The sequence below is a fragment of the Acinetobacter sp. Ac8 genome (genome assembly GCF_055392545.1).
This window is the reverse complement of record NZ_AP043689.1, coordinates 1,719,569-1,744,842: the sequence shown is the minus strand read 5'-3', so window position 1 is coordinate 1,744,842 and position 25,274 is coordinate 1,719,569. Positions and strand designations below refer to the sequence as shown.

Genomic DNA, 25,274 nt, shown 5'->3' with positions numbered 1-25,274 from the left:
TGTTTTTGACTTTCTGCTGCTACTGACTTATTCCACTGGGTTGTGTAGCAATGGTTGATGACATTTTTAATTGAGCCATATTTTCAATTGAGTCGTATTTTTTAAAATGAGCGATCTTATAAGACCACTCATTTTTGAATAATCAATTAAAGCCTTACCACCAATATTCCAATTGAGCACCAAAGTTTGAACCACGATTCACATTGTGAAAATTGTTATTCGGCATCACCAAGTCACGCATTTTTTGCTCATTATCGTTCCAAAATGCATAGGTATAATAAAGGCGCAGTTCTGGACGATCATAATAGCCTGTGCCCTTTATCGACCAGGTTGGTGCCAGTGTCAATTTGGTCAGATTACGGGTTTGGTCATTGGCCTTAATTTGGTCATAGCCAATTTCAGTGGAAATTTTAAAATGATCTTGAACCACATACGCCACCCGAGAGCCCACTGAAATCCAATCACGATCTTGTTGATTCTTTAGTTGGTCTTTTTGGTAGATAAATTGAGCTTGTCCATTGAATTTCTTACTGTCTGAGGTCCAATCCAAGATTTCAAGAAAGCGCAGTGAAGAAGTATCACGATCCAGCTCAGGGTTACCGGTATAACTCAGCCCGATTCCAGCGCCTTGACCATATTGTAGCGCCACGGTATTTTTACCATTCAATACCTCAGCTGTGACATTTTGCACGGTCAATGCCCAGCCCATCTCATCTGCATCAATCAATGACAAACCAGTATTGATTGTATTTTTAGAACCGATTGGAATCCCTTTGACTGTCACATCATGTCGATTGATATATTTTTCCTGAAATACATTGTCTTTTCGGGAAAACACATAACTTAAGGACAAGTCATTGATTTTATAATCATCAATACCGAAGCCAGTAGCACTCTGATTCCAATAAAAGAAATCAGTCATGTGAATGTCATTACGTTGATAAAATCGCCTACCTGCCCAGAGATTTGCCCCATTCAGATAGGAAATATTTCTCCAATCCAAATAAATTTGATTCATTCGGGTAAAACCATTGTCGTCATTAAAACTTAATGTTTGCCCATATTGGTTATAGAACTGAAGCATTCCTTTGATGTTCAGTTCGGAATTATCTTTTAATTTGATCAGGTTCTGTTGAGCAAAAAACTCACCATATTGTTCACATTCATTGCCAAGACGATACTTGGTCGGCGCCCCAGTGAGTCGAAAACACTCTTGTGTTTTGCCATTTTCAGTTGCACCGATTCCCGTACGGAAATAGCCACCAAATTCGATCGCAGATGCAATTTGCGACAATAAAAAAACCGCTGTTCCAACAATCCATACGTTTGTTTTCATGTTAAATTCCTTTTTTAAGCATGAGTTTGCCTTATCCCTCTGATTCATTCAGTTGGATGGAGTAAAGAGCGCACTCGTTAAAGTTATATTTATTTCAATTCGATTTAGAGTTTAATAATGAGATAAAATCATCTCCTTTAATTCATCTCATTGCCTTTATTTTCAAGCACATTAGGCTTGATTTTTACTTAACGTAAAGCCACAGGAAGTAAGTCTTCCGCAATATTTTGATAACACACAGGACGCATAAAGCGACGAATCGCCAGCGTGCCTACAGAGCTTGCACCAAAGTTTGTTGAAGCTGGATAGGGTCCGCCATGAACCATGGCATCACATACCTCAACCCCAGTTGGGAAACTATTTGCAAGAATACGACCTGCTTTACGTTCCAGCACAGGCAGTAATTGACTTGCAACGTGATGATCTGCTTGATCAAGATGAAGCGTACAGGTAATCTGCCCCTCAAGGGACTTCGCCACGTGCATCAATTCATCGATATTTTTAACAATAACCACTAAACCCAGTGGTCCAAATACTTCTTGTTCTAAGGTCTTATTCTCCAGCCATGCTTTGCCTGTTGTAACAAACAGATAAGGACTCGCATTACGCAAATCACTGCTTGAACTAAAGACTTCACTTACATCTGCTGTATTTGCCAAACGTTGTTGCCCTTCACGATAAGCCTCGGCAATCGCATCGGTTAACATAACCTGTGCTGGAACAGATTCAAGTGTTTTTACAACAGTTTGAATATATGCATCTGCTGCTAAACCTTCGATCAACACGGCGACCCCAGGATTGGTGCAGAATTGACCTGCGCCTAATGTCAATGATTCAGCCCAGCCTTTGGCAATTTCAGCACCACGATTGGCAATCGCATTGGGCAAAATAAACATTGGATTGACAGAACCCAGTTCACCAAAGAACGGGATCGGTTCTGGACGTGCAACACAAAGATCATATAAAGCACGTCCACCACGCAACGAACCTGTAAATCCAACCGCTTTAATCAACGGATGTTGTACTAAGCTTTGACCAACATCTAATGCTCCACCGTGGACTAAACTAAATACACCAGCGTGCAGTCCACATTTTTCAATCGCAGCATGAATCGCTTCAGCAACAATCTCCGCTGTACCTGGATGTGCCTCATGCCCTTTAACCACAACTGGACACCCTGCGGCCAATGCCGATGCTGTATCCCCGCCTGCTGTTGAAAATGCCAGCGGAAAATTTGATGCACCAAACACTGCAACTGGTCCGATTGGGCGTTGCATCAAACGAATATCTGGACGTGGCAATGGCTTTCGATCCGCAAGTGCAACATCATGCCGGCGATCCAAAAACTCACCTTTCAAGATATGTGCAGCAAAAAGTCGCAGCTGCCCCACAGTACGCCCACGTTCTCCTTCCAGTCGAGCCTTGGGCAACCCTGTTTCTTGGGTTCCAATCTGGGTAATCGCATCTGCTCGAGCTTCGATTTCATCAGCAATGACATTGAGAAAAGTCGCGCGCTGCTCAAGCGTTGAGTAACCATAAGTGCAAAAAGCATCTTCTGCCGCTTGGCACGCTTGATTGACAAGTTCACGATGACCGACAGAAAAACGAGATACTGAACCATCAATCGGGTTATTGGTAAAAGTCTGATCAGTCGCAATCCACTTCCCTGCGATTAAGTGCTGACCATGTGGTTGAAAAGACATTGTGCTTTTTCCTCGATCAAGTTGAGTAAATTAACCAAAATAACGGACGCGGAAAGCATCAATCAGTACTGCAATAAAAATCATGATTCCTCCAATCATTCCGACATAAAAAGAAGGCACATTGATAATTGCAAGTCCGACCTGAATGATCGTGAGTAGCAATACACCACCCAATACACCTTTCACATTGCCACGCCCACCAAATACACTGACACCACCAATAATGGGCGCCGCAATCGCATAGAGTAGATAGCTTGAGCCTTGATTTGATGTAATCGCCATTTGCCATGAAGCCAGTAAGAATCCCGCAAGAGCAGCAAGAAACCCAGAAATGGTATAGGTCATAATTTTGATACGCTTCACTCGGATTCCTGCAGAGAGTGAAGCAGCAGGATTTCCACCTACAGCATAGATTGAACGACCTAAAACGGTATGTTTCAACATCACGCCAATAATCAACAACATGATCAGAAATACCACTGGCATTAATGGCCAAGTCCCGAGGGCTGCTTGCCCAATCCAGGTATAAGCTTCTGCAAAATTATTCAGTGTTTTGCCTTGTGTTAAGGCCAAAAGTGCACCTTGAAGGATGATCATCATTGCTAGAGTTTGGATCAGTGCAACCATTTTTAATTGGGTGATACACCAACCGTTAAAGAACCCAATAAAAGTACCGACCAATAAGCCCAGTAAAATCGCGGCAAACCAAGGTAATCCCCAATCAGAATAAGCAAGTGCGCCCACAGCAGCGGAAAAACCTGCATTTGCTGGAATTGAAAGATCGATTTCAGCAATCAACAATGGCAATGCAACAGCCAAACCCAAAAGCCCTAAAACGGTTGCCTGCACCATGATATTTTGCAAATTAAAAACGGTAAGAAAGTATTCATTAAATGCACCAAAAATGATGACCAAAGCGATCAACCAAATCCAGACCACGTTGTGGAGCACCCAACCTAAAATTTCGCGGGTATTTTTCTTTGCTGTAATGTTGGTGATCTTATTGTCTGCTGCTATTTCATTGCCCATTGCATCTCTCCTTACTCATTGCATCTATCCTTATTATTGCCTCGTGACATCACGCCTAAACGGATGCGCGTAGACGGTCGACGGTAATCTCCTGACCCGTCAATGTTTCTTTTACAGTCCCTTGATCAAAAATACACACCCGGTCGACCACACGAACCAATTCGTCCATATCGGTTGAAACAATGATGACCGCAACACCAGCACGACTAAGTTCATCAATGATGCGCAATACATCTTGTTTCACCCCAATATCAATTCCACGTGTCGGTTCATCCACCATCAGCAATCGTGGCTTTGCTGCCAACACTCGCCCCAAGCACACTTTTTGTTGATTACCACCACTCAATGTATCCACTGCATATTCAGCATTGGGGGCTTTCACCCCCATTGCGTTAAAATAATGCTGAATCACCGAATCCTCTGCCTGTTGATCGATAAATCCCAATTTTGAGCGTTGTGATAAAGAAGAAAGCGCAATATTCGATCCAATTGACATCTGTCCCACCGCCCCATCATGACGACGATCATCAGAAAGATAAGCAATTCCCATATCAAAGGCTTCATGTGGAGATGTGGCTAAAGGTTGCGCATCTTCGCCATGCATTGAGATTGAGCCTTTTGCAGGATGCAATCCAAAGATTGCCCGAGCAATTTCTTTGGCACCTGCGCCAGGCAAACCTGTAAATCCAATCACTTCGCCTGGACCAATGTTCAGTTGTTGCAAGGCCAAATCTTTGCCATATGTATTTTTTAAACAAACAGCAGGGATTTGACCGGTGTAATCACATCGCTCCCGTTGAAAAAGCGCAAGATCTCTCCCGATCACCAACTCAGTCAGTTGTTCAGCACTCATGTTACTCACATTGTCAGAACCACCTGCCAAACTGCCATCACGTAATACAGTCACCGCGTCACAAATTTCAAGAATTTCGTCGTTGTAGTGTGAGATAAAGATAAACGTTACCCCCGTAGCTTTTAATTTATGCATAAAATCGAATAACTGACGGCGATCAGCAACGGTTAATGCCGCTGTTGGCTCATCTAAAATAATCACCCGACCCCCAGAGAACATCGCCCGTAGAATATTTAACTTACGTCGTGCCACCGCATTTAAATGCCCTGCTAGCGCTTTGGCATCGATATTGGTTCCTTCAAGCATGCGACTTGCATTGCCACGCAAAGTTTTCCAATCAATAAAGCCTTTTTTATTCGGCCAAATGCCCAGCATCAGGTTTTCTTCTGCGGTCATGTTGTCAATGATCATTGGCTCTTGTGTCACCAAGAAAACCCCAGCGGCTTCCATTGCTTTGACATCAACATGCTCAAGTACACGACCGTTTAAAATAATTCGCCCAGATGTAGGGGTGACTTGTCCCGAAATAATGCCAACCAATGTGGATTTACCTGCACCGTTTTCACCCAGCAAGCCATGAATAGAACCTTTACGAATTTCAACCGTGACACCACGTAGTGCTTGAACCACACCATAACTTTTGGTCACGTTGTCAATGCTTAGGATCTTCTCATCAATTGCCTTCTCTATATTCCGTTCATGTAATCCCATTTTTTCTCTCAACATTGCTTATTTGTCATCACTGGAACAAGTCTGCTTTACTCAATACGAATTAAGCATAGGGAATGCCCCAATCCTTCTCAGCCACTGCCCCCCAATGTCTTGCATCGCTTGCATTGTCCTTATTGATGACAAAAGCAGGAATAATCAGTGTTGGTCCTGTTTTACCTTTTACGATGACGCCTTTTTCCCAAAAGTACTTGGTGTTGTGGTATTCACCCAAAGGCACTTCTGCATTCTTCAATGAATGCTTAGTTAGCATTTCAACTGCAATCTCACCATAAGCGATTGGGTCTTGGGATACACATGCATCCATATAGCCTTCCTGAATCCATTTCAAAGCAATTGGTTCACCATCAATCGTCACGAAAATAACATGGCCTTCCTCACCGACCTTCTTCCAACGATTTCTTTGTTGCAATGCAGTCGCAATACCGCGAGCAGGAGAATCTGAAGGTGCATGTACAGCATCTAGATCAGGATGCTCAGATAAGGTAGATAAAGTTACTGCCAGCATTTTTTCCAGTTGTCCTTCAGTCGGTCGAGACAAATAGGTAATTTCTGGGTATTTCGCAAAAACTGAATCCATGCCTTCTTTACGTAAACGCCATGCCACAGAAGCCAAAGCACCAAAACAATTCAAGACTTTACCTTTTGGCTTTCCGTACTTTTTGACCAGACGACTTACAATCTTCTCTGCAGCAATGACACCGCCTTGAAAATTATCAAAACTCACAGTAATTGCGACATCACCACCATCCGCAGGCGTATCGATGATACCGACAGGAATTTTTTGCTGGTTATAGCGCTGGATGGCAGAAACAATCGCCTGACTGTCTATTGAATCTGAAATAATCGCCGATGGTTTTGATAAGAGTAAGCTCTGCCACTGCTCAAGCTGACGGGTACTGTCAAAGTTTGCATTGGTGGCTTGAAACTCGCCTGAGTTGGCTTGCACCGCACGTTTAACAGCTTCTTCCTGAATCACAAAGAAGTAGTAATCAAGACTTTTATTGGAATATGGAATTGAAAGACGAGTTGCGGTTGATGTAGAACGACTACATCCTATCAACCCTCCCCCCAAACTCAGTCCTATACCTGCTGCAACTGCGCTTTTAAATAGATTACGACGGGTTATTCCGCCCTGATTTGATTTTGTCATTGGAATATCTCCGTTATTCCTTATTTATTAAATCTAGTAATACTATATTTTTAATTAAACTGTCAATAACATCCCATACAGAATATTTAAAAAATAATCTTTAGATACAATAAATAGATACTTAAAATTAAACAAAAAAAGCTTAAATATATAATAAACACGGATATTTAAGAGAAATATCAACCATTTTATTCTGGTAAATCGATTTTAGTTTTATAACAACAAAATATAGTTTTACTATATTATCGCATTTTGACGTAAGAGGTCCCATCAAAACACGCCACCACCATCCCCACCGCTTCACGGGTAAACAGACCATTTTCGACCACACCCGGAATTCGATTAAGCTCAATCTCTAATGGTGATGGATCTTTGATTATTGGCCCACAATGGCAGTCTAGAATAAAATGACCACTGTCTGTTATAACGGGTTGTCCATCACGCATTCGACGTTCAATCCGTATATTGTCAATACCATGTTGTGCAAGTACACGTTCAACCATTGCTAAGGTTTGCTTCCATGCAAATTGCACCACCTCAACTGGAAGCGGAAAGCCACCCAAACAATCGACAATCTTGGTTTCATCACAAATACAGATCATTTGTTTGGAAGCATGAGCGATGATCTTCTCCCAAAGCAAACAAGCACCGCCGCCTTTGATCATATTAAACTGATGATCAACTTCATCTGGACCATCAATAGTCAGATCAATTTCACCGATCTCATTGGGATCCGTAATTTCAATCCCCACCTGTTGTGCCACCTCAATGGTTGAACGAGAAGTGGTGGTACACGTCAGGGTTAATCCATGTTCTCGGATGTGTGCACCCAACTCTCGAACAAAAAAATGCGATGTCGTTCCAGAACCTAAGCCCAATTTCATACCATCATGGATAAAATCCTGAATTACTCGGCGTCCTGCTACTTTTTTTGCCTCATCCTGTTGATTACTCATTCAGTACTCCTGTTACTTACGCAGCTTCACTGCTACTTTTTAATTGATCAAATCTTGTCCGTGTGCCATAAATCAAGCGCCGGCAATTGATCAGGAAATTGACTACCACTTGCGATTGCAATGGCAGTGACTAACATATTGGTCACCAGATGATGGTTCAGACGTGAAGCCAACGGCGTCATAAGCTCAGTATGCTCATAAGGCTGCACGGCAATCAGCACATCTGAAATCTGTGCCAATGGACTATCATGTGCCGTAATCGAAACCACTTTTGCACCACGTTTACGGGCAATGCTGGCAATCTCAACCATTTTCCGCGTATGTCCAGACTGCGAATAAATCAAAATAACTTCTTCAGGTCTGGCGCTATCGGCATGAATACGTTGGTGCTTTGTACCAAGCAAGGCCTGACAGCGGATACCCAGTCGTTGAAATTTATGTTCTGCATCCACAGCATTGATTTCAGACATTCCTGTAGCATAAATGCCAACCCAATTTGCTGCTTGTAGGCAACCTGCTCCCGCCGTGATTTGCTCTGGCACTAAATCTTCAGCCAAGCGCTGAATTGCATTCAGTGAATTACGGCAGGTTTTCCGCACAATATTTTCAATACTGTCATTGGGAATAATTTGCTCATAAGCAAATGGTGCAGATGGCACTAAGCTCTGCGCCAACTGAAGTTTTAAATCCTGATAACCCTCAAAACCAAAACGGCGGCAAAAGCGCATAATGGTTGGATCACTGACAGAACAGACTTCAGACAGACTCGCCATACTCATCTGGATCACTTCAGATGGTGATGTCACCACAAAATCAGCCACACGTCGTTCAGCACGATGCATATTTTCACTTTCTTGAAGAATCCGCTGTAACAAACTGACGGTCATCCCACCACACTCCTCGCCGCCACTTGACAGCACATCAAATCAAACTTGTAATAAATCCGCCAAACGACTTAAACGTTGCTTGGCAGAAATCTCCACTTCTGGGCCACCGCCCCAAGGTACAACAAAAAAAGGCACATCGGCACCCACTGCGGCTTGTTGATCAATGGGTGTATCGCCAACATAAGCCCAGCCACCAGAAACCAAATTCATCGCGTCCGCCACAGCCAACAAATGTTTTGGATCTGGTTTACAGGCAGGTACCGCATCCGCACCCAAGGCCACATCAAATAATTCAGATAAGCCCAATTGCTGCAACACTTTAGCAGTGATTGCATGGGTTTTGTTGGTACAAATGCCCAATTTTATCCCAGCCGATTTTAACGCCTCAAGATCTTCACGTACGTGTGGAAAAATTCGGGTATGCCCCGCAGGATTGGCCAGATACGCCTGTTGGTAACATTGTAGAGTTTGCTGTAATGTTACTTCGTCATAGGCAACATCCAATTCATCTAAAATATCGATAATCAGCCGACGTGGACCATTGCCAAGAAATGTTTCAACAAAATGCGCCTCAAGCTTGGGCCAACCATTTTGAGCAAAGCCAATATTTAAAGCCTCCGCAATATCAGGCGCACTATCAATCAGTGTGCCATCTAAATCAAAGATAAATGCAGAATAAGCAGTCATAAAAAACTCCTGAGAATTATTGGTCAAAAATTGGAGAACTTAACGCGGTAAGCGTTTGCCCCAATACGGGATAGAGACTGCGATACATTTCATGCGCTTGTGCATACACCTCAGTGACTGCCAAATTTGGCTGTTCTCTAGAAATTGCCCGAAAGTTTTTGATCGCACTCTGTGCATCGGGCCAAACCCCCATTGCCAAGCCAGCAACCAATGCAGCACCAAAGGCAGCACCTTCAGCGGCACCATCGGTCGTCACCACCTCACAACCAAATACATCGGCCTGAATTTGTCGCCAAAGAGTAGACTTTGCACCACCCCCAGAAGCTTTAATCACATGCTTTTCAATCCCTAATGGCTGCATTAAGGAATACATATCCGCCAAGGCATGCACCACCCCTTCCATCACAGACCGAGCAACATCACCACAATCATGTCGCGCAGTGAGACCGATAAGCGCACCACGCGCTTTAGGGTCGGCATGTGGGCAACGCTCGCCATACAGATAAGGTAAAAACAATAAGCCCTTTGCACCCGCAGTACTCGCTGTTGCTTTGGCAACAATTTGTTCAAATGAAAGATGTTGCCCGTCAGCAATATGACAAAAATTCTCACGAAACCAATTCATTGCACTGCCAGCATTGAGGGAGACACCCATACAATGCCATTTATCAGCAGCCACATTGCAGAAAACCTGCAAACGACCTTTCGGGTTTTCTTGTGCTGTATCTAAGGCAGCAGCAAGGATCCCACCTGTACCAAGTGTGGTTTGCAGTTCACCCGGCTCAATCACCCCAGAACCAAAAGTCTGAATTACCGAATCCCCGCCCCCACCCGCAACAGGCAATCCCTCTGGAAGACCGAAGAGTGCTGCACCTGCTGCTGAGACGTGTCCTGAAATTACTTGTGATTCAAATACCGGTGGGAGTATTGCAGGATCAATTCCTATCTTTTCAATCAAGCCCATCGCCCATTGTCGTGAACGCACATCAAACAAGCCTGTGCCAGAAGCATCAGAAACTTCAGTGGCAATCACCCCAGTCAGACGTAAACGCAAATAATCTTTCGGGTTCAACATGCTACGCATACGCGCAAACAGTTCAGGCTCATGGCGTTGCATCCAAAGAATTTTGCCACCGGTATAGCCCACCAACATTCTGTTATTGGTTGCCGCAAGCAATCCGTCTAAGCCACCAGCAGCCACGACAATATCATCACATTCAGCTTGATTACGTTGATCATTCCATAAAATAGCTGGGCGTAAAACTTGCTGTGAAGCATCAAGTGGAACCAAGCCATGCATTTGCCCAGACAAGCCAATACACAATATTTGCACTGGAGGCGCTTTGGCCAATGCCCCTGCGACAGCCTGACGAGCACCCTCCACCCACAATTCAGGATCTTGCTCAGTCCAACCTGGTCGAGGTCTAGACAATGGATAAGTTGCGATATCGGCTGCAACAACTTTTCCTTCAATATCGATCAATAAAGCCTTACATCCTGAAGTTCCTATATCTATCCCTAGAAGTACTTGCATAAATCAATTCTCCACGCCGTGGTGTAAACGAATATGTTTGAAATTAAAATATTCAAGCAATCCTTCACGACCATGTTCGTAGCCAACACCACTTTGCTTACGACCACCATAAGCAGCATTCATTATTCCAGCGTCAACGTTATTGATCGCAACATTGCCATAGTCAAGACCCGCTGAAACCCGATGAATTTCTGTCAAATTTTGAGCATAACAATAAGCTGCTAAACCATAAGGCGTATCATTGGCATAGTTGATTGCCTCATCCAAATCATCAAAAGGTGCAACCCCAACCAAAGGACCAAACGTTTCTTCGCTCATGACTTGCATACTATGCTTACAATCCGCGATCACAGTTGGACGAAAAAAATGTCCTTTGGCATATTGAGTCCCCTCTGGTGCTTTACCACCAGCCACCAATCGTGCGCCTTTAACCAAAGCATCTTGGAGATGGATACGCGTTTTATCCAAAGGTTCAGCAGATGCCATTGCGCCGAGATCAGCGGCTGGATTTTCCAAGCCGTTATCGACACTCAATGCATCAGCTGCTGCTGCAAGTTGAGTAACAAACTCCTCATAGACTGCGCGATGCACATAGATGCGATTAATCGCAATACAGATTTGTCCACAATTACGGAAGCTACGACGTGCTGCACCTTTGACCGCTGCATCAAGATCGGCACTCGCAGTGACAATCATTGGGCAATTGCCACCCAACTCTAAAGACAGTCGCTTCACTTGTGGGCAGCTTTGTTGAATATGCAAACCCACTGCACTTGAGCCCGTAAATGCAATTTTATCCACTTGCGGATGCTCGACCAGTGCCTGCCCCACTTGTGAGCCTTTACCTGTCAATACATTGACTACACCTGCAGGAATACCTGCTGCATGACATTTTTGTGCAATTGCCAAAGCAGTAAATGGCGTCAATTCAGCAGGTTTAATAACGATGCTACATCCAGCAGCAAGGCTGGCACATAATTTCCATCCCACCAACTCAGCGGGATAGTTCCACGGTGTAATTGCAGCAACCACACCAATCGGTTCACGTACCACTAAACTTTGGAATCCTTGTTGATCATTGGGAATAATTTCACCATGCACTCGCGTGGCTTCTTCAGCATAAAAATGACATGCTTCAGCGAGTTTTAGAATTTCACCTTTTGCTTCATTAACAGGTTTGCCTTGTTCCGCTGTCATGATCATTGCCATATTTAAGGCATCTGCAGCAATAAGATCACCTAAACGATGCAAAGCGATCGCACGCGTTTTTGGCACAAGCTTAGACCATGAAGCAAATGCATGACGTGCAGCAGAAACAGCCGCATCAATCTCATCCGTTGTTGCTGCAGCAATATGACCAATCACCTCACCCGTTGCAGGGTTTAGCACAGGCAAGCGAGGTCCTTTACCTTTAGAAAATTTTCCGTCGATATATAAAGTACTGTCGAGTACAGCGATTGATTCAGCTAAAGCATTATTTTTCATCATTTACTTCACGCCTTCCTATGCGAGTAATCTTGTTATTCATTGTTAAAATATATAGTAAAACTATTTTTATGCAAGAATAATTTATAAATTATCTAAAAACCCTTTGGGAAAACATCAAAATCAACAATAAAAATAAAATAATTTATAATTAAAAAACAATTATATAAATACATAATTTATTAATATAAGCGAATAATCTCTGCATATACTCAATACACTACTTGACCAAAGCTAAAATTAAAAAGTAGTATTACTAGATAGAACAAATGATAAACAAAGGAAGGATTCTCCATGTTACCCACATCACTCAACAGCGCCAAAATGGTTGGACGTGTTTGGCTTCCTCACAAAGGGCCATCGGTTGTCATCTTACGTGACAACATAATGATTGATGTCACCGAGTCGGTCATCTCAATGGCTGATTTTCTTGACCATGATCCTGCTGGTCGTTTTGACCAACTCACAGGTGAAGTACTTGGAAGAGTTGAAGATTTGGTGCTTGATCCTACAGAAATGGGTTACCACGCAGATCGTCCTTGCTTACTTGCACCTTGTGACTTTCAATCCTTAAAAGCTTGTGGGGTTACTTTTGCCAAAAGTATGGTTGAACGTGTCATCGATGAACGAACCTCGGGTGATCCAGCTCGTGCCGAAGCATTACGTCAACGTATAGGTACACTAATCGGCGGCAGTTTATCGAATATTCAAGCGGGTTCTGAGCAAGCAGCCGAAGTTAAAGCGACCTTGATTGCTGAAGGTTTATGGTCACAATATCTCGAAGTCGGGATTGGGCCAGATGCCGAAGTCTTCACCAAGTCACAACCCATGTCTGCTGTAGGTTATGGTGCACAAGTGGGAATTAATCGGATTTCAGCATGGAACAACCCTGAGCCAGAAATAGTGTTGGCGGTGGATAGCCAAGGCAATATTCGTGGTGCAACGCTGGGCAATGATGTCAATCTACGCGATGTTGAAGGCCGTTCAGCGCTATTACTCGGCAAGGCAAAAGACAATAACGCATCATGTTCAATTGGCCCGTTTATTCGTCTATTTGACTCAGATTTCACCCTTAGCGATATTGAGAATGCCACACTTCACATGTCTGTAACTGGTGCAGAAGATGGTTTTAGCATGTCGGGACAGTCCAATATGGCGGAAATCAGTCGTAAACCCGCGCATCTGGTCGCACAAACCTACAATGACTCGCATCAGTACCCAGATGGCTTTATGTTATTTTTAGGCACAATGTTTGCACCAACACAAGATCGAGAAGGTCAAGGTTCTGGCTTTACCCATAAATCAGGTGACGTAGTCGAAATCTCAACTCCGCTTTTAGGCACATTACGTAATACTGTTGTTTATGCTGATCAAGCACAACCATGGACTTATGGAACCCGTGCACTGATGCGTAATTTAGTAAAACGAGGTGTGCTCTGATGAAATTAGTGGTCACTGATCAAGCCTTTGGTAATACACGACATGAGCAAGCAGCCGCGCAAGTTGCTGGGGCAAGTTTTGCAGCATTTCAATGCCGTAGTGAAGCAGAAACACTACAAGCCGTTGCAGGAGCAAATGTAGTACTCAACAACTTTGCACCCATGACCCATCGTGTGATGCAGGCCATGGCAACTGGTGCAACCATTGTACGTTATGGCGTTGGTGTCGATAATGTTGATCTCGTCGCCGCAAAACAACTCGGGATACAGGTTTGTAATGTGCCAGATTATGGTATTGAGGAAGTCGCTGATCATGCGGCTGCCATGACCTTGATGATAGCACGTAAACTCAATCAGTATGACCAAGGTATCCGCGCAGGTGAATGGAAGATCGACCAGATGGTTACAGGTATTCGTTCGTTGCGTAATACCACTGTAGGTTTAATCGGGCTGGGACGTATTGCGAAAGCTTATGCCTCACGCCTCGCAGCCTTTGGTTGTCATATGATTGGCTTTGACCCATATGTCACCGAAGCGCAAGCAAAAACACTAGGCGTTCACCTGATGTCACAGGATCAAGTGATTTCTTCTGCCCATGTTTTATCGCTACATGTTCCACTGACTCCTGCAACACGTCATTTAATTGATGCGGAGGTGATGGCAAAAATGCCTCAAGGTTCAATCATTATCAATTGCTCAAGAGGTGGACTGATTGATGAATCAGCATTAGCCACAGCCTTGGCCAATGGGCAAATCTCAGGCGCAGGACTCGATGTCTTTGCACAAGAGCCATTACCAGCAGACTCGCCTTTACGTACAGCACCTCATTTAATCATGTCACCACATGCAGCGTTTTTTTCTGATACATCGGTAGATACCTTACAGCGCTTAGCCGCTGAAGAAGCATTACGCAGTTTACGTGGTGAATCGTTACGATGCCCACTCATCACATAAAATGGAAAAGACAAAGAGAAAAGATATGGATTATCGCAAGAAAATGGACTTAAGCAATAAACTGGCACTGGTCACAGGTGCAGGTCAAGGCATAGGCGCAGCAATTGCTGAAGCACTTGCTGCGACAGGCGCCGAAGTTATTTGTACCGACATCTTACTGGATCGTGCAACAACAACTGCACAAGCGTTAAAGGCCAAGGGCTATCTTGCACGTGCGGAAAGCTTAGATGTCACGGATAGTGCAGCGATTAACGCGCTTGCTCAAGCATTACCAGCGCTGGATATATTGGTATGTAATGCGGGCATTGTGACGAATACCCCAGCTGAGCACATGACAGATGAGGAGTGGGATAATGTCATCAACATCAACTTGACTGGCATCTTTAAGACTTGTCGTGGCTTTGCCCGTCAAATGCTGGATGCTGGGCGAGGATCGATTATCAATATTGGTTCAATGTCAGGACAGATTGTCAACGTGCCACAACCGCAATGTCACTACAATGCCTCAAAAGCAGGCGTGCATCATTTAACGAAATCGCTTGCAGTTGAATGGGCTCAACGTCATATTCGAGTGAATGCTGTTGCCCCCACCTATATTGAAACACCGTTATTAAAAAACCTTGAAAACCAAGATCACTTAGTCAATCAATGGCTGGATATGACACCTGCTAAACGTATGGGGCAAGCGCATGAAATTGCGTCTATTGTACAATTTCTGGCTTCAGATGCCTCAAGTCTAATCACAGGTTCAATCATTACGGCGGATGCTGGCTATACCTGTATTTAAAATCAACACGCTCAATGCGATCTATTAAGCTTGGGCCTAACTCGAAAATAAAGGAAGATGATCTTATTCAAGCATTGGAACAGAATCAGATTATGGGGTATGGTACAGATATAGTGGATCAGCAATCCAGTTGAGCGGCTTGTTGTTTAATCAAGCCGAATAGCCCAAAGCAACTCAAGCCTCATCTGCTTAATTTATCCATTACAGGAGAGGTGACTAAAACAACCACTGAAACATAGCAATGATTATTTTCAATGCTATTTCGATATTAAAAAACGATTTAAACAAGAATATCCCAAGGATTAAACGGAATTTAATTGACTGGACAAACAAAGTGAAAATGATACTGAAAGAGAAAAAATTCTTGTGAATTTATTGAAATTTTCTCTTTTAAAAACTTAACTTATACCCTACTCGCTCAAAACCTATTCATTTTAAATGCACTGCTTTTAAATGTAAGACCCTAAATGATTAGGTTATTTAAAACAATGAATTGTATCAATGGATGTTGATCTCTATACAGTAAAAATCAATTCTCATGGACAGGAATAACAAGGGAGAACACTATGGCTGGTTTATCAATTTGGCATGTGATCATTTTTGCAATTGTGGTTATTTTATTATTCGGGACATCTAAGCTTAAAAATATTGGTAAAGATGTTGGCGGCGCAGTCAAAGACTTTAAAAAATCAATGCGTGAGGAAGAAAACATCGCATTAAAAGAGACCAACACGCTTGAACATGAGGAGACTAAGAAACCATCCGACTCAACCATTAACAGCTAAGTTTAGGGATGATATAGATGTTTAATGTTGGAATGTCTGAACTTTTTGTGTTTGGCATTATCGCTCTTTTGGTGCTTGGACCAGAAAAACTGCCAGAAGCCGCTCGTTTCGCGGGGAAATGGTATGCCAAACTCATGCATTTTGTGAACAATGCCAAACAAGATATTGACCGTGAACTCGGGTTATCCGAACTGCGTGCGCAAGTCCAACAAGAAATGCAGCGTATGGCCGAGCTTGAACAAAAAATGCAATCTCAACTTGCTGAACTTCGGCAGCAAACAGAGGCAAGCGACGCTAAACAACAGCTACAGAGTAGCGCTAATGAAAAAAAATCAAAGTTTAACAGTTTGATTTATTGTGATTTGTTGAGTAATCAAGCGTATTACTCAGTATTTACACCCTATTATTTACAAAACTATTTACAGCATCAACAAGCATCTGATGATCATCAGACAGAGCCTAAAGCCTCATCTCCGGTAAAATTAAAGGTGATCGCATGAATACACAGCTCCCTCAATCTTCATCACCCGCTGTGATTGCAAAAGACCTACCGTCTGAAGAACTACAGCAAATGCCACTGATTGAACATTTGGTGGCGCTTCGTCAACATTTGTTTAAAACGGTAGGGGTTCTATTCGCACTATTTTTTTGTTTATTGCCTTTTGCCAATCGAACGTATCAACTACTCTCAGAACCGTTAAGAGCTCAGCTTCCTGCCAATTCATCCATGATCGCAACAGATGTTACTGCAACATTTATGGCACCCTTTAAGCTTAACTTTTTTGTGGCGATTCTGCTGGCAATGCCTTTTATTATTTATCAGCTCTGGAGTTTTATTAAACCCGCACTTTATGAAAAAGAAAGATCACTGGCACTTCCCTTGTTGTTAGGTAGCATCCTATTATTTTACGCAGGGATTGCCTTTGCTTACTTTATTGTACTGCCTTCTATTCTGCACTTTTTCATCAGCGTCTCTCCCGAAACCGTCGCACCCATGACCGATATCAATAGTTATCTCAGCTTTTGTTTAAAGTTATTTTTGGTATTTGGGGTGACTTTTGAAATTCCAATGATCACACTTTTATTGATTTTGATTGGTGTGGTTAGCACTCAGAGTTTAATTGCAAAACGCCGCTTTATTATAGTGGGCTGTTTTTTTATCGCTATGTTTGTAACACCACCTGATGCAATTTCCATGATTATGCTTGCGATCCCAATGTGGTTATTGTTTGAGCTGGGTTTATTATTTGGAAAATTACTGGAAAAGCGAAGAAAGCGCTAAACTCATCCAACTAGCTTAAAACACTAAACCTCCAATCTAAGACTAAACCCAAAATTTAAACTTAAAAAACTTATAATCAAAGAAATGGCATGCTCCTCAATGAGCATGCCATGCAAGATTATGCAATTTTAATAATCGGTTTGAGTGTAATACCCTTGTGACTATCTATCGCAGCTTGATTGATTTCATCAAATGCATAGAATTTTACAAGTTGGTCAAAGGGAAATTTCCCTTGTTGATATAAGCGGACTAACTCAGGGATAAATTTCTTGGGCGAACCACTCCCCTCAACGACACCTAAAATCGTTTTCCCACCCAATAACAGATCATTTACATCAAATTGTGCAGTTGTGCCTAATTGAGGTGCACCTACCACGGCGATTTTGCCTAAAATCCCCAGCGCATCAACACCTTGTTTTAATATCTCAGGTCGCCCAGTAGATTCCAATGCAAAGTTGGCTCCACCATCGGTAATCTCTTTAATCGCAGCCACAGGATCTTGAGTTTGACTATTGATCACATGGGTTGCACCCAATTGTTTTGCCAGCTCCAAACGAGATTCAACAATATCAACAGCGATAATGATCGAAGCACCACACACTTTTGCCGCCAGCAAAGCACTCAGACCAACAGCGCCAGCACCCCAAGTCACAAAACTACTGGCTGGTGTCACTTTTAAAGCATTTATACATGCACCAGCACCTGTTTGAATACCACAACCTAATGGTCCTAATAATTCGATTGGTACATCTTTGGTCACTTTAACCGTGTTATTTTCACGACTTAAAGCATAGGTTGCAAAGGAGGATTGGGCAAAAAAATGATCATTTACCACGCCATGATCGTGGGTACAAAGTGCATGTTGTCCTTCTGAATCTGCCCCACTAAAATTTCGTCCAAAAAACTCTGAACAATAGGCAGGATTACCAGTATTACATTGGGTACATTTTCCACAATACCCGTAACTTAAGACCACATGATCGCCCACTTGAAGCTCGGTTACATTAGGGCCAATGGCCTCGATAATTCCTGACCCTTCATGTCCAAGAACAGCAGGCAGCGGAACCGGATAATATTGATCACGTACAATCAAATCGGTGTGGCACATTCCTGTAGCAACCACTTTTACCAATACTTCATCACCTTGAGGCTGACGTATTTTTAAAGCTTGCAACTCAAAGTCAGCACCTTTACATGGGGTCACTGCGGCAATAATATCTTTTAATTCACTCATGGTATAACGTCCTGTAATGATTTATTTAATTGTTTAAAAAGGATAATGTGGCGCTTGAGCCTGTACAGTAATCCATTGCCACTGGGTAAATTCATCCGCATTGGCAGGGCCGCCAATACGCGTACCATTACCTGATGAACCAAAACCACCAAATGGATTGACCGTTTCATCATTTACGGTCTGATCGTTGATATGTAGCAAGCCCACTTTAAGCTGTGCACCGAGTTGCATTCCTCGTCCCACATTGGAGGTAATAATGCCTGCTGAAAGCCCATAATCGCCGTCATTGGCTAATTTAATGGCCTGTTCATCTGAGCTAAACGGAATCAACACGGCAACAGGGCCAAAAATCTCTTCACTAAAAATCGAATTGTTTGCAGTCACATCTGTCAGTACAGTCGGTTGAAAAAACACCCCATCGGCATGCCCGCCGATTTCCAAAGTTGCGCCTTCATTAACCGCAGCACTGACCAATTGTTCTACACGTTGCGCTTGTTTGGCATTGATCAATGGCCCAATGGTGACATTCTTGTCACTAGGATTGCCCACCACAAAATTCTGCACTTTTTCAATGACACGCTGTTTGACCTGTTGATAAATTTTTTGATGAATCAAAATCTTGCCAGAGGTCATACAAATCTGCCCAGAATGTAAAAATGCACCCCATGCAATATTTTCTGCTGCCAACTCAATATCCGCATCATCCAAAATAATCAGTGAGTTTTTCCCACCCAGTTCTAGAGAGACTTTCTTTAAGGTCTTTGCTGCATTCGCCCCCACAATCCGTCCAACTTGGGTTGATCCCGTAAATTGGATACTGGCAATATTTTTATCCAAAGTCAGTGCTTCACCAACTTCTGCCCCACCTGGCAATACATGCAGCAGCCCCTTTGGCAATCCTGCAAGTTCAAAAATCCGTGCAATCACATAGCCACTGCACACTGCTGTACGCTCATCAGGTTTTAACACCACCGCATTACCAAAGGCCAAAGCCGGTGCCACAGCACGTAAAGCTAAGTACAGTGGAAAGTTAAATGGAGAAATGACCCCAACAACACCTAAGGGCAAGCGTTTCGCTATACTTAATTTGCCATTTTGCGTAGGTAATAATGTGCCCTGTTCAGTTGCAGGTGAAGCAATACAATGTTTAAGCACTTGAATCGCAATACTCACTTCAAAGCCTGCTTTCAGTTGTAATGAGCCACTTTCCTTAACCAGCCACTCAATCACTTCCGCTTGATTTTCTGTCAGTAAAGCAGCAGCTCGCTCAAACACTGCCTGACGCTCTTGATAATTTAAAGCCCACCACTGTTGTTGAGCGGCTTTGGCTTGTTGTGCAGCACTCACCACATCAGCGGCAGAGGCATAACCGATTTCACCAAGCACTTGACCTGTTGCAACCTCAATCACACTGTAGGTGTCTTGGGCTGACTGCCATGAACCGTTAAATAATTTTTTATCCCAAACTTCTTTTGTGAATATAGACATGATGACCTCTTCAAAATTTATTTAAACAATTGCTTTACTGTTCCAACTGCATCCTTGTAAAAAATGACGCAATCAATGTGTTACACCTGCTTTAAATTAAAAAATGTAAAAAACACGAAAATTCAAACCGTAATCCTTCTTAAATCCGCTTTCTGTTCGTGTGTCTGAAAGCAACTGCGCACTTAATTGAGTTTTTGCATTCAGCATTTGCTGAAACTCCAATCGCGCTTGTTGTTTTTCCATGTTCTGATCCAGTTTGATTCCATCCAATTGTTGCTCACCCCCATAATTTGCGGCATAACCGAGGGCTATTCTCTGTTTAGAATTCAAGTCGTAACGTAAGTTAAATTGAGTTTGATAGCTGGTCGCTTGTGAAAGTGTTTGATCGCCCTTTCCCGCTTCATCGTTGTCTCCATACAAAATCACATCTTGATAAAGTTCAAAAGCAAGCTTGCCATATAGCGGCTGTACCCATGCCAGTTGAAGATCATACTTAAATCGGTTTTCGCCTAAATTCACCGCGTCATTTCGATCATATTGCCCAAATGGCAGATAAATAAATGGGGTAAATGCCAGATAACGACCCGATGAACCTTGTTCAGGTTGATTAATCAACCAAAAAGCAGAAGCAATCACTGGATCTGCAAAACCTGAGGCATTGTTTAAATCAGTATCGCCAATTTGCGTATGCCGTATTGTTCCAAATGGTAAAATTATTTGAGGTGTTGCACGTAAACCAGCGATGTCGGTGTAATGAATTAAGCGCGCAATACCGATATCCGATTTAGATTCAGCTCTGGTTTTATCGCCATTTTGGTAATAACCCTCCATTTGACTATGTTGATAATAGAACACACCTGCATTGGTCCCTTTTGGCAATGCTGTATAATCCCCCACGTTTACGTCAATCGCATGGCTATACTGTACAAACATGCCACTCAACATAAGAAGCAGGCTATTTTTATTGCTAAAACGCATCATTTATTCCCTTTAGTTTCAAGCATCCTTTTCACTACTCATTGCACTTGTTTAAATTTTGAATCAAAAATCAATCGATTTATCCATGACGAATTGACCATCTACACTTGATAAATCGTTTGATAGATTTGTTTTAATCAAATATGAGCCATAGAATATTTGCAGTTAGCGTGCCAATATTTTTATAATTAATAATCATAGACTTAAAACAAGGTTACATTTCCAATGTCCAATAAATGGACAGAATTGAGAATGCACTGTCCAATCAATGGACAATCACTGGGGGCATAAAACAAGGATGGGGGTTAAATATGAATAAGGATTAAAAACAAGAATAAGGGCTAGTTAAGTTTAAAAATAATGCGTACATAATAAGTTGATATTTAGGCAACGTTGAGTTGCCCTAGCATGATGAACAATCAGAAAAAAAGCCCAAGCTGTTCCGACAAGACCTAATATACAGTCCCAAGATCAAGCTTTGGATGGAGTAAACGTTGCAATAAAATCAGTATTAATTGCCAATATATTTATATATCGTTGTTCTTGAAATGTTTAAGCGTTTCGCTGTCCTTGCGATATTGCCATTTTCTTCTTGTAACACCTGCACAATCATTTGCTTGGTCAAGCTATTTAAGTTTTTATTTTCATCTATTATCAGTTGCTTACTTTGCTGCTGAATCGCTAAATCAGCTTCAGGTAAATATAAATGATTTAAAATTTCACTGTCTTTAAATGCTGCGGATAGCTTCACTACATGAATTAATTCACGAATATTTCCTTCCCATGCGTGCCTATTAAATTGTTCTTCTACATGGCTCGACCATTGTGCTATACCAAATTGATCCAGAACGTGATGTAAAATGATCTGTTTATCTTGACGTAAGCGTAAGGGTTGTAAATGTACCTGAAAACCGCAAATACGATAATATAAATCACGGCGGAATGACTGCTGTTGTATTTTACTTTTTAAATCCTGATGTGTTGCACATAACAGTTTAAATGCTGACTTGATCGGTTTACGTCCTCCGACCCGATAGAACTGCTGATCTTGTAACACTCTTAAAATTTTCACTTGTAAATGTAACGGTAAATCACCAATCTCATCGAGAAAGAGTATGCCTTGATCCGCCAGTTCAATTAAACCTTTTTCGCCTTGCCGTTTAGCGCCTGTAAAAGCACCGCCTTCATAACCAAATAATTCTGCTTCAAGCAAATGATCTGGTATTGCACCGCAATTAATCGAAATAAAAGGTAAATCTACATCGAGCTTCTGATGTAACTGCTGAGCAAAATGATCCTTACCTGTACCTGTTTCTCCGGTAATCAATACAGGAATATCGGCTTTTAATGCTTTCAGCGCTTGATCAAGCAAATGCTGTGTCGTGAATTTGCTTGTTTTATTCTGCAACGGCCCATTCACACTGCGTAGCTGGGCATAAAAAAATGCATGGTCAAAACTCTGAATTAAAAAACAATCACTCGAATTTAATGGATTCAAATGCTCAGTGAGTAAAAAATGATCCATTGGTTGCTGCAACAATTGCTCAATAGAACAATTTAGCAGTTTCAACGCCATTTGGTTGGCTTTGAGGATTTTTCCTGATTGATCCAGTACCATCATGCCCGTATAGGCATTGTCCAGCAAATCTTTGGAATGTTGAAAATAAAGAACCCGTTGTTCAGGTTGTAGTGCTGCCTGAATAATCTTATTTTCCAAAATATAACTTTGGTAAAGTAAGTGACGCAACCAATTGCTCGCCAAAAGCCCTTGTGGTGAAGTGATATCTAAAGCACCGAGTACATCACCACAGCCATTGAATATCGGAACCGATGCACAAGAATAATTCGAAAATTCATCTAGATAATGTTGATGCCCTGTCATGATCATAGGCTGTTTAGACATCACACTACATGTCGGTGCAATCGCACCAAACACAGAGGGCTCAATAATACGACCCGTGCATAAATAATGATATTGATCATCTAAATCAGGATTGTGACGTTCAGCAATAATTTTAAGCTGATGATTAATTAAGAAAACGATAACATCCTGTTGCCCAAATAAGCGCCAGACATCATTTAATACACCTTCAGCCAATGCGGCTAATTTTATATCGCCCTGTGAAAGGTCAGCGACAGGAAACTCGTCTAAGTCAGTGATTTTGGAGAAAGGACTTAAGCCCGAATTTTTTGCACTTTCCCAAAGCTGTAAAATAGGTGAATCTCGTTGCACAATCTCTGGCAGTTCTCCAGTATTGTAAAAGTTATATTTAATATTTTGCCAAGAAAATTCAGATAACCCATCCATAAGCCTATTCCAAATCCAGCAGTTGCTTTCGATCATCCCTTTGATGATCCCAATATAAAATCACCCTCTCTAGAATATGACAAGGGCTAAATACAATTAAATATGTAGCGCAAAACCAGCACCATCACAAAATCCTATACGGAGATTTAAAATAAATATTGATGTAAATCAATTATATTACACATTGCATACTGTCTTTAAATGCAATCTAGACTTCATTTTTCAATCTAAATAAAATGAAATCAAACAATATGTTTAATCAATGAAATCATAAATGGCGCAAATAACACCATGATGATTCCTGAAATAATCATGGATAGACTGGCAATCACCCCTTCCAATTCATGGCGCTGTCTTGCTCGCGCAATCCCCATCGCATGAGCGGCATTTCCTAGAGCAGCGCCTTGAGCAATACGGTTTTTATAGCGCATCCATAACAGTAAAAAATCACCAAATAACATCCCCACTAAGCCTGTTATGACCGTAAACAAGGGAATTAAACTGATTGAGCCGCCAATTTTTTCAGTCAACTCCAAAGCAAATGGAATAGAAATCGAACGTGCCAAAAGACTATTTTTCAAAATTTCGTCGAAATTGAACATACTTGCCAATAGCCAACTACTTAAAATCCCCACCAGCATAGACACACTAGAACTGACGATTAAAACGAAAAAATACTGTTTGACGATCGCTCTATAACGAAATACAGGAATCGCAAATGCCACTGTAATTGGTCCTAACATGGCAACCAAATATTGAGTGTATTGGTAATAGTCTTGAAAGCGATGTTGAAATATAAAGATCAAAATAATACTGAGACTCGGTACTACAATAATCGGAGAAAAATATATTTTCTGGGTAAAAACAAATACGCGCTTTGCCAAAAAGTAACACAGTACTGTCCACAGCAAGTAAAAAATTCCCCACAACTCCATCATTCCACATCATCCTGTTGCAAGAATAGTTTCACCATCAACACAGAGCTTGCCATCACCAAAGCGGTACTGAGTAAAATCACCAGAAATATTTTCCAACCACTGATCAAAAGCAATTGCTGATACTGAATCACACCGACCACTGGCGGAATAAAAAACAGTAACAGCTCACCCAACAGAATATCTGCACCTAGACTCACCTTTTCCAAATTGAGCCATTGCATTTGCAATAAAATCAGCAATATAAAAAAACCTAAAACACCTGATGCAATGGGTAAATTCAACAGTTTTTGCAACATATATGCAAAACCCCAAATCGCTATAATCAAGCTGATTTGGTAGCTCGCGCGCTTAATGGTGGTTAACTCAGATATTGTATAAAACACTGTCATTTACATCCGTATATTCATCATGACTCAAGCTAAATATAAAGGTACATACCTTTTTTCAACTTGAAATTGAGTGATATATCCGTAGTTTGCAGTGCATTAAAGAAAAAAAATAGCTACAAAAGCAGTCGATAAAAATATAACAGTTTAGCCATGTTTTAAAAATCTGTTATATTTTTTCTCCTCATTTTCTGTACCTACATCCCAACTAAATAATGGTGCAAGATCATAATAATTATTTCTAAGTAGGTAGTTTTTATGGAACGATCTATGGTTTTTTCCATACTTAATCATGACGGTCATGGGTCTATAGAAATCCAATGCCTCAAGCAACCATGGGGCA

General features: G+C 41.9%; 22 protein-coding genes. 6 read left to right on the top strand and 16 right to left on the bottom strand.

Features of this window, described 5'->3' with window-relative positions:
* Positions 1 to 154 precede the first annotated feature (154 nt).
* The 10 genes from ACZ5QH_RS08200 to ACZ5QH_RS08155 all read right to left on the bottom strand — a co-directional run bounded on the left by ACZ5QH_RS08200 (position 155) and on the right by ACZ5QH_RS08155 (position 12,355).
* Complete coding sequence (locus tag ACZ5QH_RS08200) at positions 155 to 1,336, bottom strand: maltoporin (protein WP_303577357.1); 1,182 nt, start codon at positions 1,334 to 1,336, stop codon at positions 155 to 157.
* A 188-nt stretch (positions 1,337 to 1,524) separates the two neighbouring features.
* Entirely contained in the window at positions 1,525 to 3,039 is a 1,515-nt protein-coding gene (locus ACZ5QH_RS08195) for an aldehyde dehydrogenase (NADP(+)) (protein WP_303577358.1), read from the bottom strand.
* A gap of 30 nt (positions 3,040 to 3,069) precedes the next feature.
* Positions 3,070 to 4,068 carry an ABC transporter permease gene (locus ACZ5QH_RS08190; protein WP_034616067.1) on the bottom strand — a complete coding sequence of 333 codons (999 nt, stop codon included), beginning with the start codon at positions 4,066 to 4,068 and terminating at the stop codon, positions 3,070 to 3,072.
* A gap of 55 nt (positions 4,069 to 4,123) precedes the next feature.
* On the bottom strand, positions 4,124 to 5,632 hold the full coding sequence (locus ACZ5QH_RS08185) for a sugar ABC transporter ATP-binding protein (RefSeq protein WP_303577359.1): 1,509 nt from the start codon (positions 5,630 to 5,632) through the stop codon (positions 4,124 to 4,126).
* A 61-nt stretch (positions 5,633 to 5,693) separates the two neighbouring features.
* Positions 5,694 to 6,803 carry a sugar ABC transporter substrate-binding protein gene (locus ACZ5QH_RS08180; RefSeq protein ID WP_303577360.1) on the bottom strand — a complete coding sequence of 370 codons (1,110 nt, stop codon included), beginning with the start codon at positions 6,801 to 6,803 and terminating at the stop codon, positions 5,694 to 5,696.
* A gap of 242 nt (positions 6,804 to 7,045) precedes the next feature.
* Positions 7,046 to 7,759 carry a ribose 5-phosphate isomerase A gene (gene rpiA / locus ACZ5QH_RS08175; protein WP_303577361.1) on the bottom strand — a complete coding sequence of 238 codons (714 nt, stop codon included), beginning with the start codon at positions 7,757 to 7,759 and terminating at the stop codon, positions 7,046 to 7,048.
* Between the two features lie 47 nt (positions 7,760 to 7,806).
* Entirely contained in the window at positions 7,807 to 8,646 is an 840-nt protein-coding gene (locus tag ACZ5QH_RS08170; RefSeq protein ID WP_004721513.1) for a MurR/RpiR family transcriptional regulator, read from the bottom strand.
* A gap of 39 nt (positions 8,647 to 8,685) precedes the next feature.
* Positions 8,686 to 9,333, bottom strand: coding sequence for an HAD family hydrolase (locus tag ACZ5QH_RS08165; protein ID WP_303577362.1), 648 nt, complete (start codon positions 9,331 to 9,333; stop codon positions 8,686 to 8,688).
* A 16-nt stretch (positions 9,334 to 9,349) separates the two neighbouring features.
* The gene (gene xylB, locus ACZ5QH_RS08160) at positions 9,350 to 10,867 is read right to left on the bottom strand and encodes a xylulokinase (protein WP_303577363.1); all 1,518 of its coding nucleotides are present in this window, start codon (positions 10,865 to 10,867) and stop codon (positions 9,350 to 9,352) included.
* A 3-nt stretch (positions 10,868 to 10,870) separates the two neighbouring features.
* Positions 10,871 to 12,355 (bottom strand): aldehyde dehydrogenase family protein, encoded by a 1,485-nt coding sequence (locus ACZ5QH_RS08155; RefSeq protein WP_303577364.1) that lies wholly within the window; start codon positions 12,353 to 12,355, stop codon positions 10,871 to 10,873.
* A gap of 291 nt (positions 12,356 to 12,646) precedes the next feature.
* Between ACZ5QH_RS08155 and ACZ5QH_RS08150 the strand changes: the two genes are divergently transcribed.
* From ACZ5QH_RS08150 to tatC, 6 genes are all read left to right on the top strand, one after another.
* Positions 12,647 to 13,792, top strand: coding sequence for a fumarylacetoacetate hydrolase family protein (locus ACZ5QH_RS08150; protein ID WP_303577365.1), 1,146 nt, complete (start codon positions 12,647 to 12,649; stop codon positions 13,790 to 13,792).
* Complete coding sequence (locus ACZ5QH_RS08145; protein ID WP_303577366.1) at positions 13,792 to 14,745, top strand: C-terminal binding protein; 954 nt, start codon at positions 13,792 to 13,794, stop codon at positions 14,743 to 14,745. Before ACZ5QH_RS08150 ends, ACZ5QH_RS08145 begins: the two co-directional genes overlap by 1 nt.
* A 25-nt stretch (positions 14,746 to 14,770) precedes the next feature.
* Positions 14,771 to 15,532 carry an SDR family NAD(P)-dependent oxidoreductase gene (locus tag ACZ5QH_RS08140; protein WP_239045964.1) on the top strand — a complete coding sequence of 254 codons (762 nt, stop codon included), beginning with the start codon at positions 14,771 to 14,773 and terminating at the stop codon, positions 15,530 to 15,532.
* Positions 15,533 to 16,098: 566 nt separating this feature from the next.
* Entirely contained in the window at positions 16,099 to 16,317 is a 219-nt protein-coding gene (tatA, locus tag ACZ5QH_RS08135) for a Sec-independent protein translocase subunit TatA (protein WP_004721526.1), read from the top strand.
* Positions 16,318 to 16,334: 17 nt separating this feature from the next.
* On the top strand, positions 16,335 to 16,817 hold the full coding sequence (gene tatB / locus ACZ5QH_RS08130) for a Sec-independent protein translocase protein TatB (protein ID WP_303577367.1): 483 nt from the start codon (positions 16,335 to 16,337) through the stop codon (positions 16,815 to 16,817).
* A complete protein-coding gene (gene tatC / locus ACZ5QH_RS08125; protein ID WP_034616039.1) occupies positions 16,814 to 17,599 on the top strand; it encodes a twin-arginine translocase subunit TatC in 786 nt (261 codons plus the stop codon). Before tatB ends, tatC begins: the two co-directional genes overlap by 4 nt.
* A gap of 118 nt (positions 17,600 to 17,717) precedes the next feature.
* Here tatC and ACZ5QH_RS08120 read toward each other — a convergent pair whose 3' ends face one another.
* From ACZ5QH_RS08120 to ACZ5QH_RS08095, 6 genes are all read right to left on the bottom strand, one after another.
* A complete protein-coding gene (locus ACZ5QH_RS08120) occupies positions 17,718 to 18,833 on the bottom strand; it encodes an NAD(P)-dependent alcohol dehydrogenase (protein WP_464016790.1) in 1,116 nt (371 codons plus the stop codon).
* A gap of 33 nt (positions 18,834 to 18,866) precedes the next feature.
* Positions 18,867 to 20,321 carry a benzaldehyde dehydrogenase gene (locus ACZ5QH_RS08115; RefSeq protein WP_303577368.1) on the bottom strand — a complete coding sequence of 485 codons (1,455 nt, stop codon included), beginning with the start codon at positions 20,319 to 20,321 and terminating at the stop codon, positions 18,867 to 18,869.
* A gap of 96 nt (positions 20,322 to 20,417) precedes the next feature.
* Positions 20,418 to 21,299: a transporter gene (locus ACZ5QH_RS08110; RefSeq protein WP_034616032.1), complete on the bottom strand. Its 882-nt coding sequence runs from the start codon at positions 21,297 to 21,299 to the stop codon at positions 20,418 to 20,420.
* Between the two features lie 511 nt (positions 21,300 to 21,810).
* Positions 21,811 to 23,607 (bottom strand): sigma-54-dependent Fis family transcriptional regulator, encoded by a 1,797-nt coding sequence (locus ACZ5QH_RS08105; protein ID WP_303577369.1) that lies wholly within the window; start codon positions 23,605 to 23,607, stop codon positions 21,811 to 21,813.
* Between the two features lie 242 nt (positions 23,608 to 23,849).
* Positions 23,850 to 24,545: an LrgB family protein gene (locus ACZ5QH_RS08100; protein ID WP_303577370.1), complete on the bottom strand. Its 696-nt coding sequence runs from the start codon at positions 24,543 to 24,545 to the stop codon at positions 23,850 to 23,852.
* Positions 24,542 to 24,934: a CidA/LrgA family protein gene (locus tag ACZ5QH_RS08095; protein ID WP_262085659.1), complete on the bottom strand. Its 393-nt coding sequence runs from the start codon at positions 24,932 to 24,934 to the stop codon at positions 24,542 to 24,544. The genes ACZ5QH_RS08100 and ACZ5QH_RS08095 overlap by 4 nt, the downstream gene beginning before the upstream one ends.
* Positions 24,935 to 25,274 lie beyond the last annotated feature (340 nt).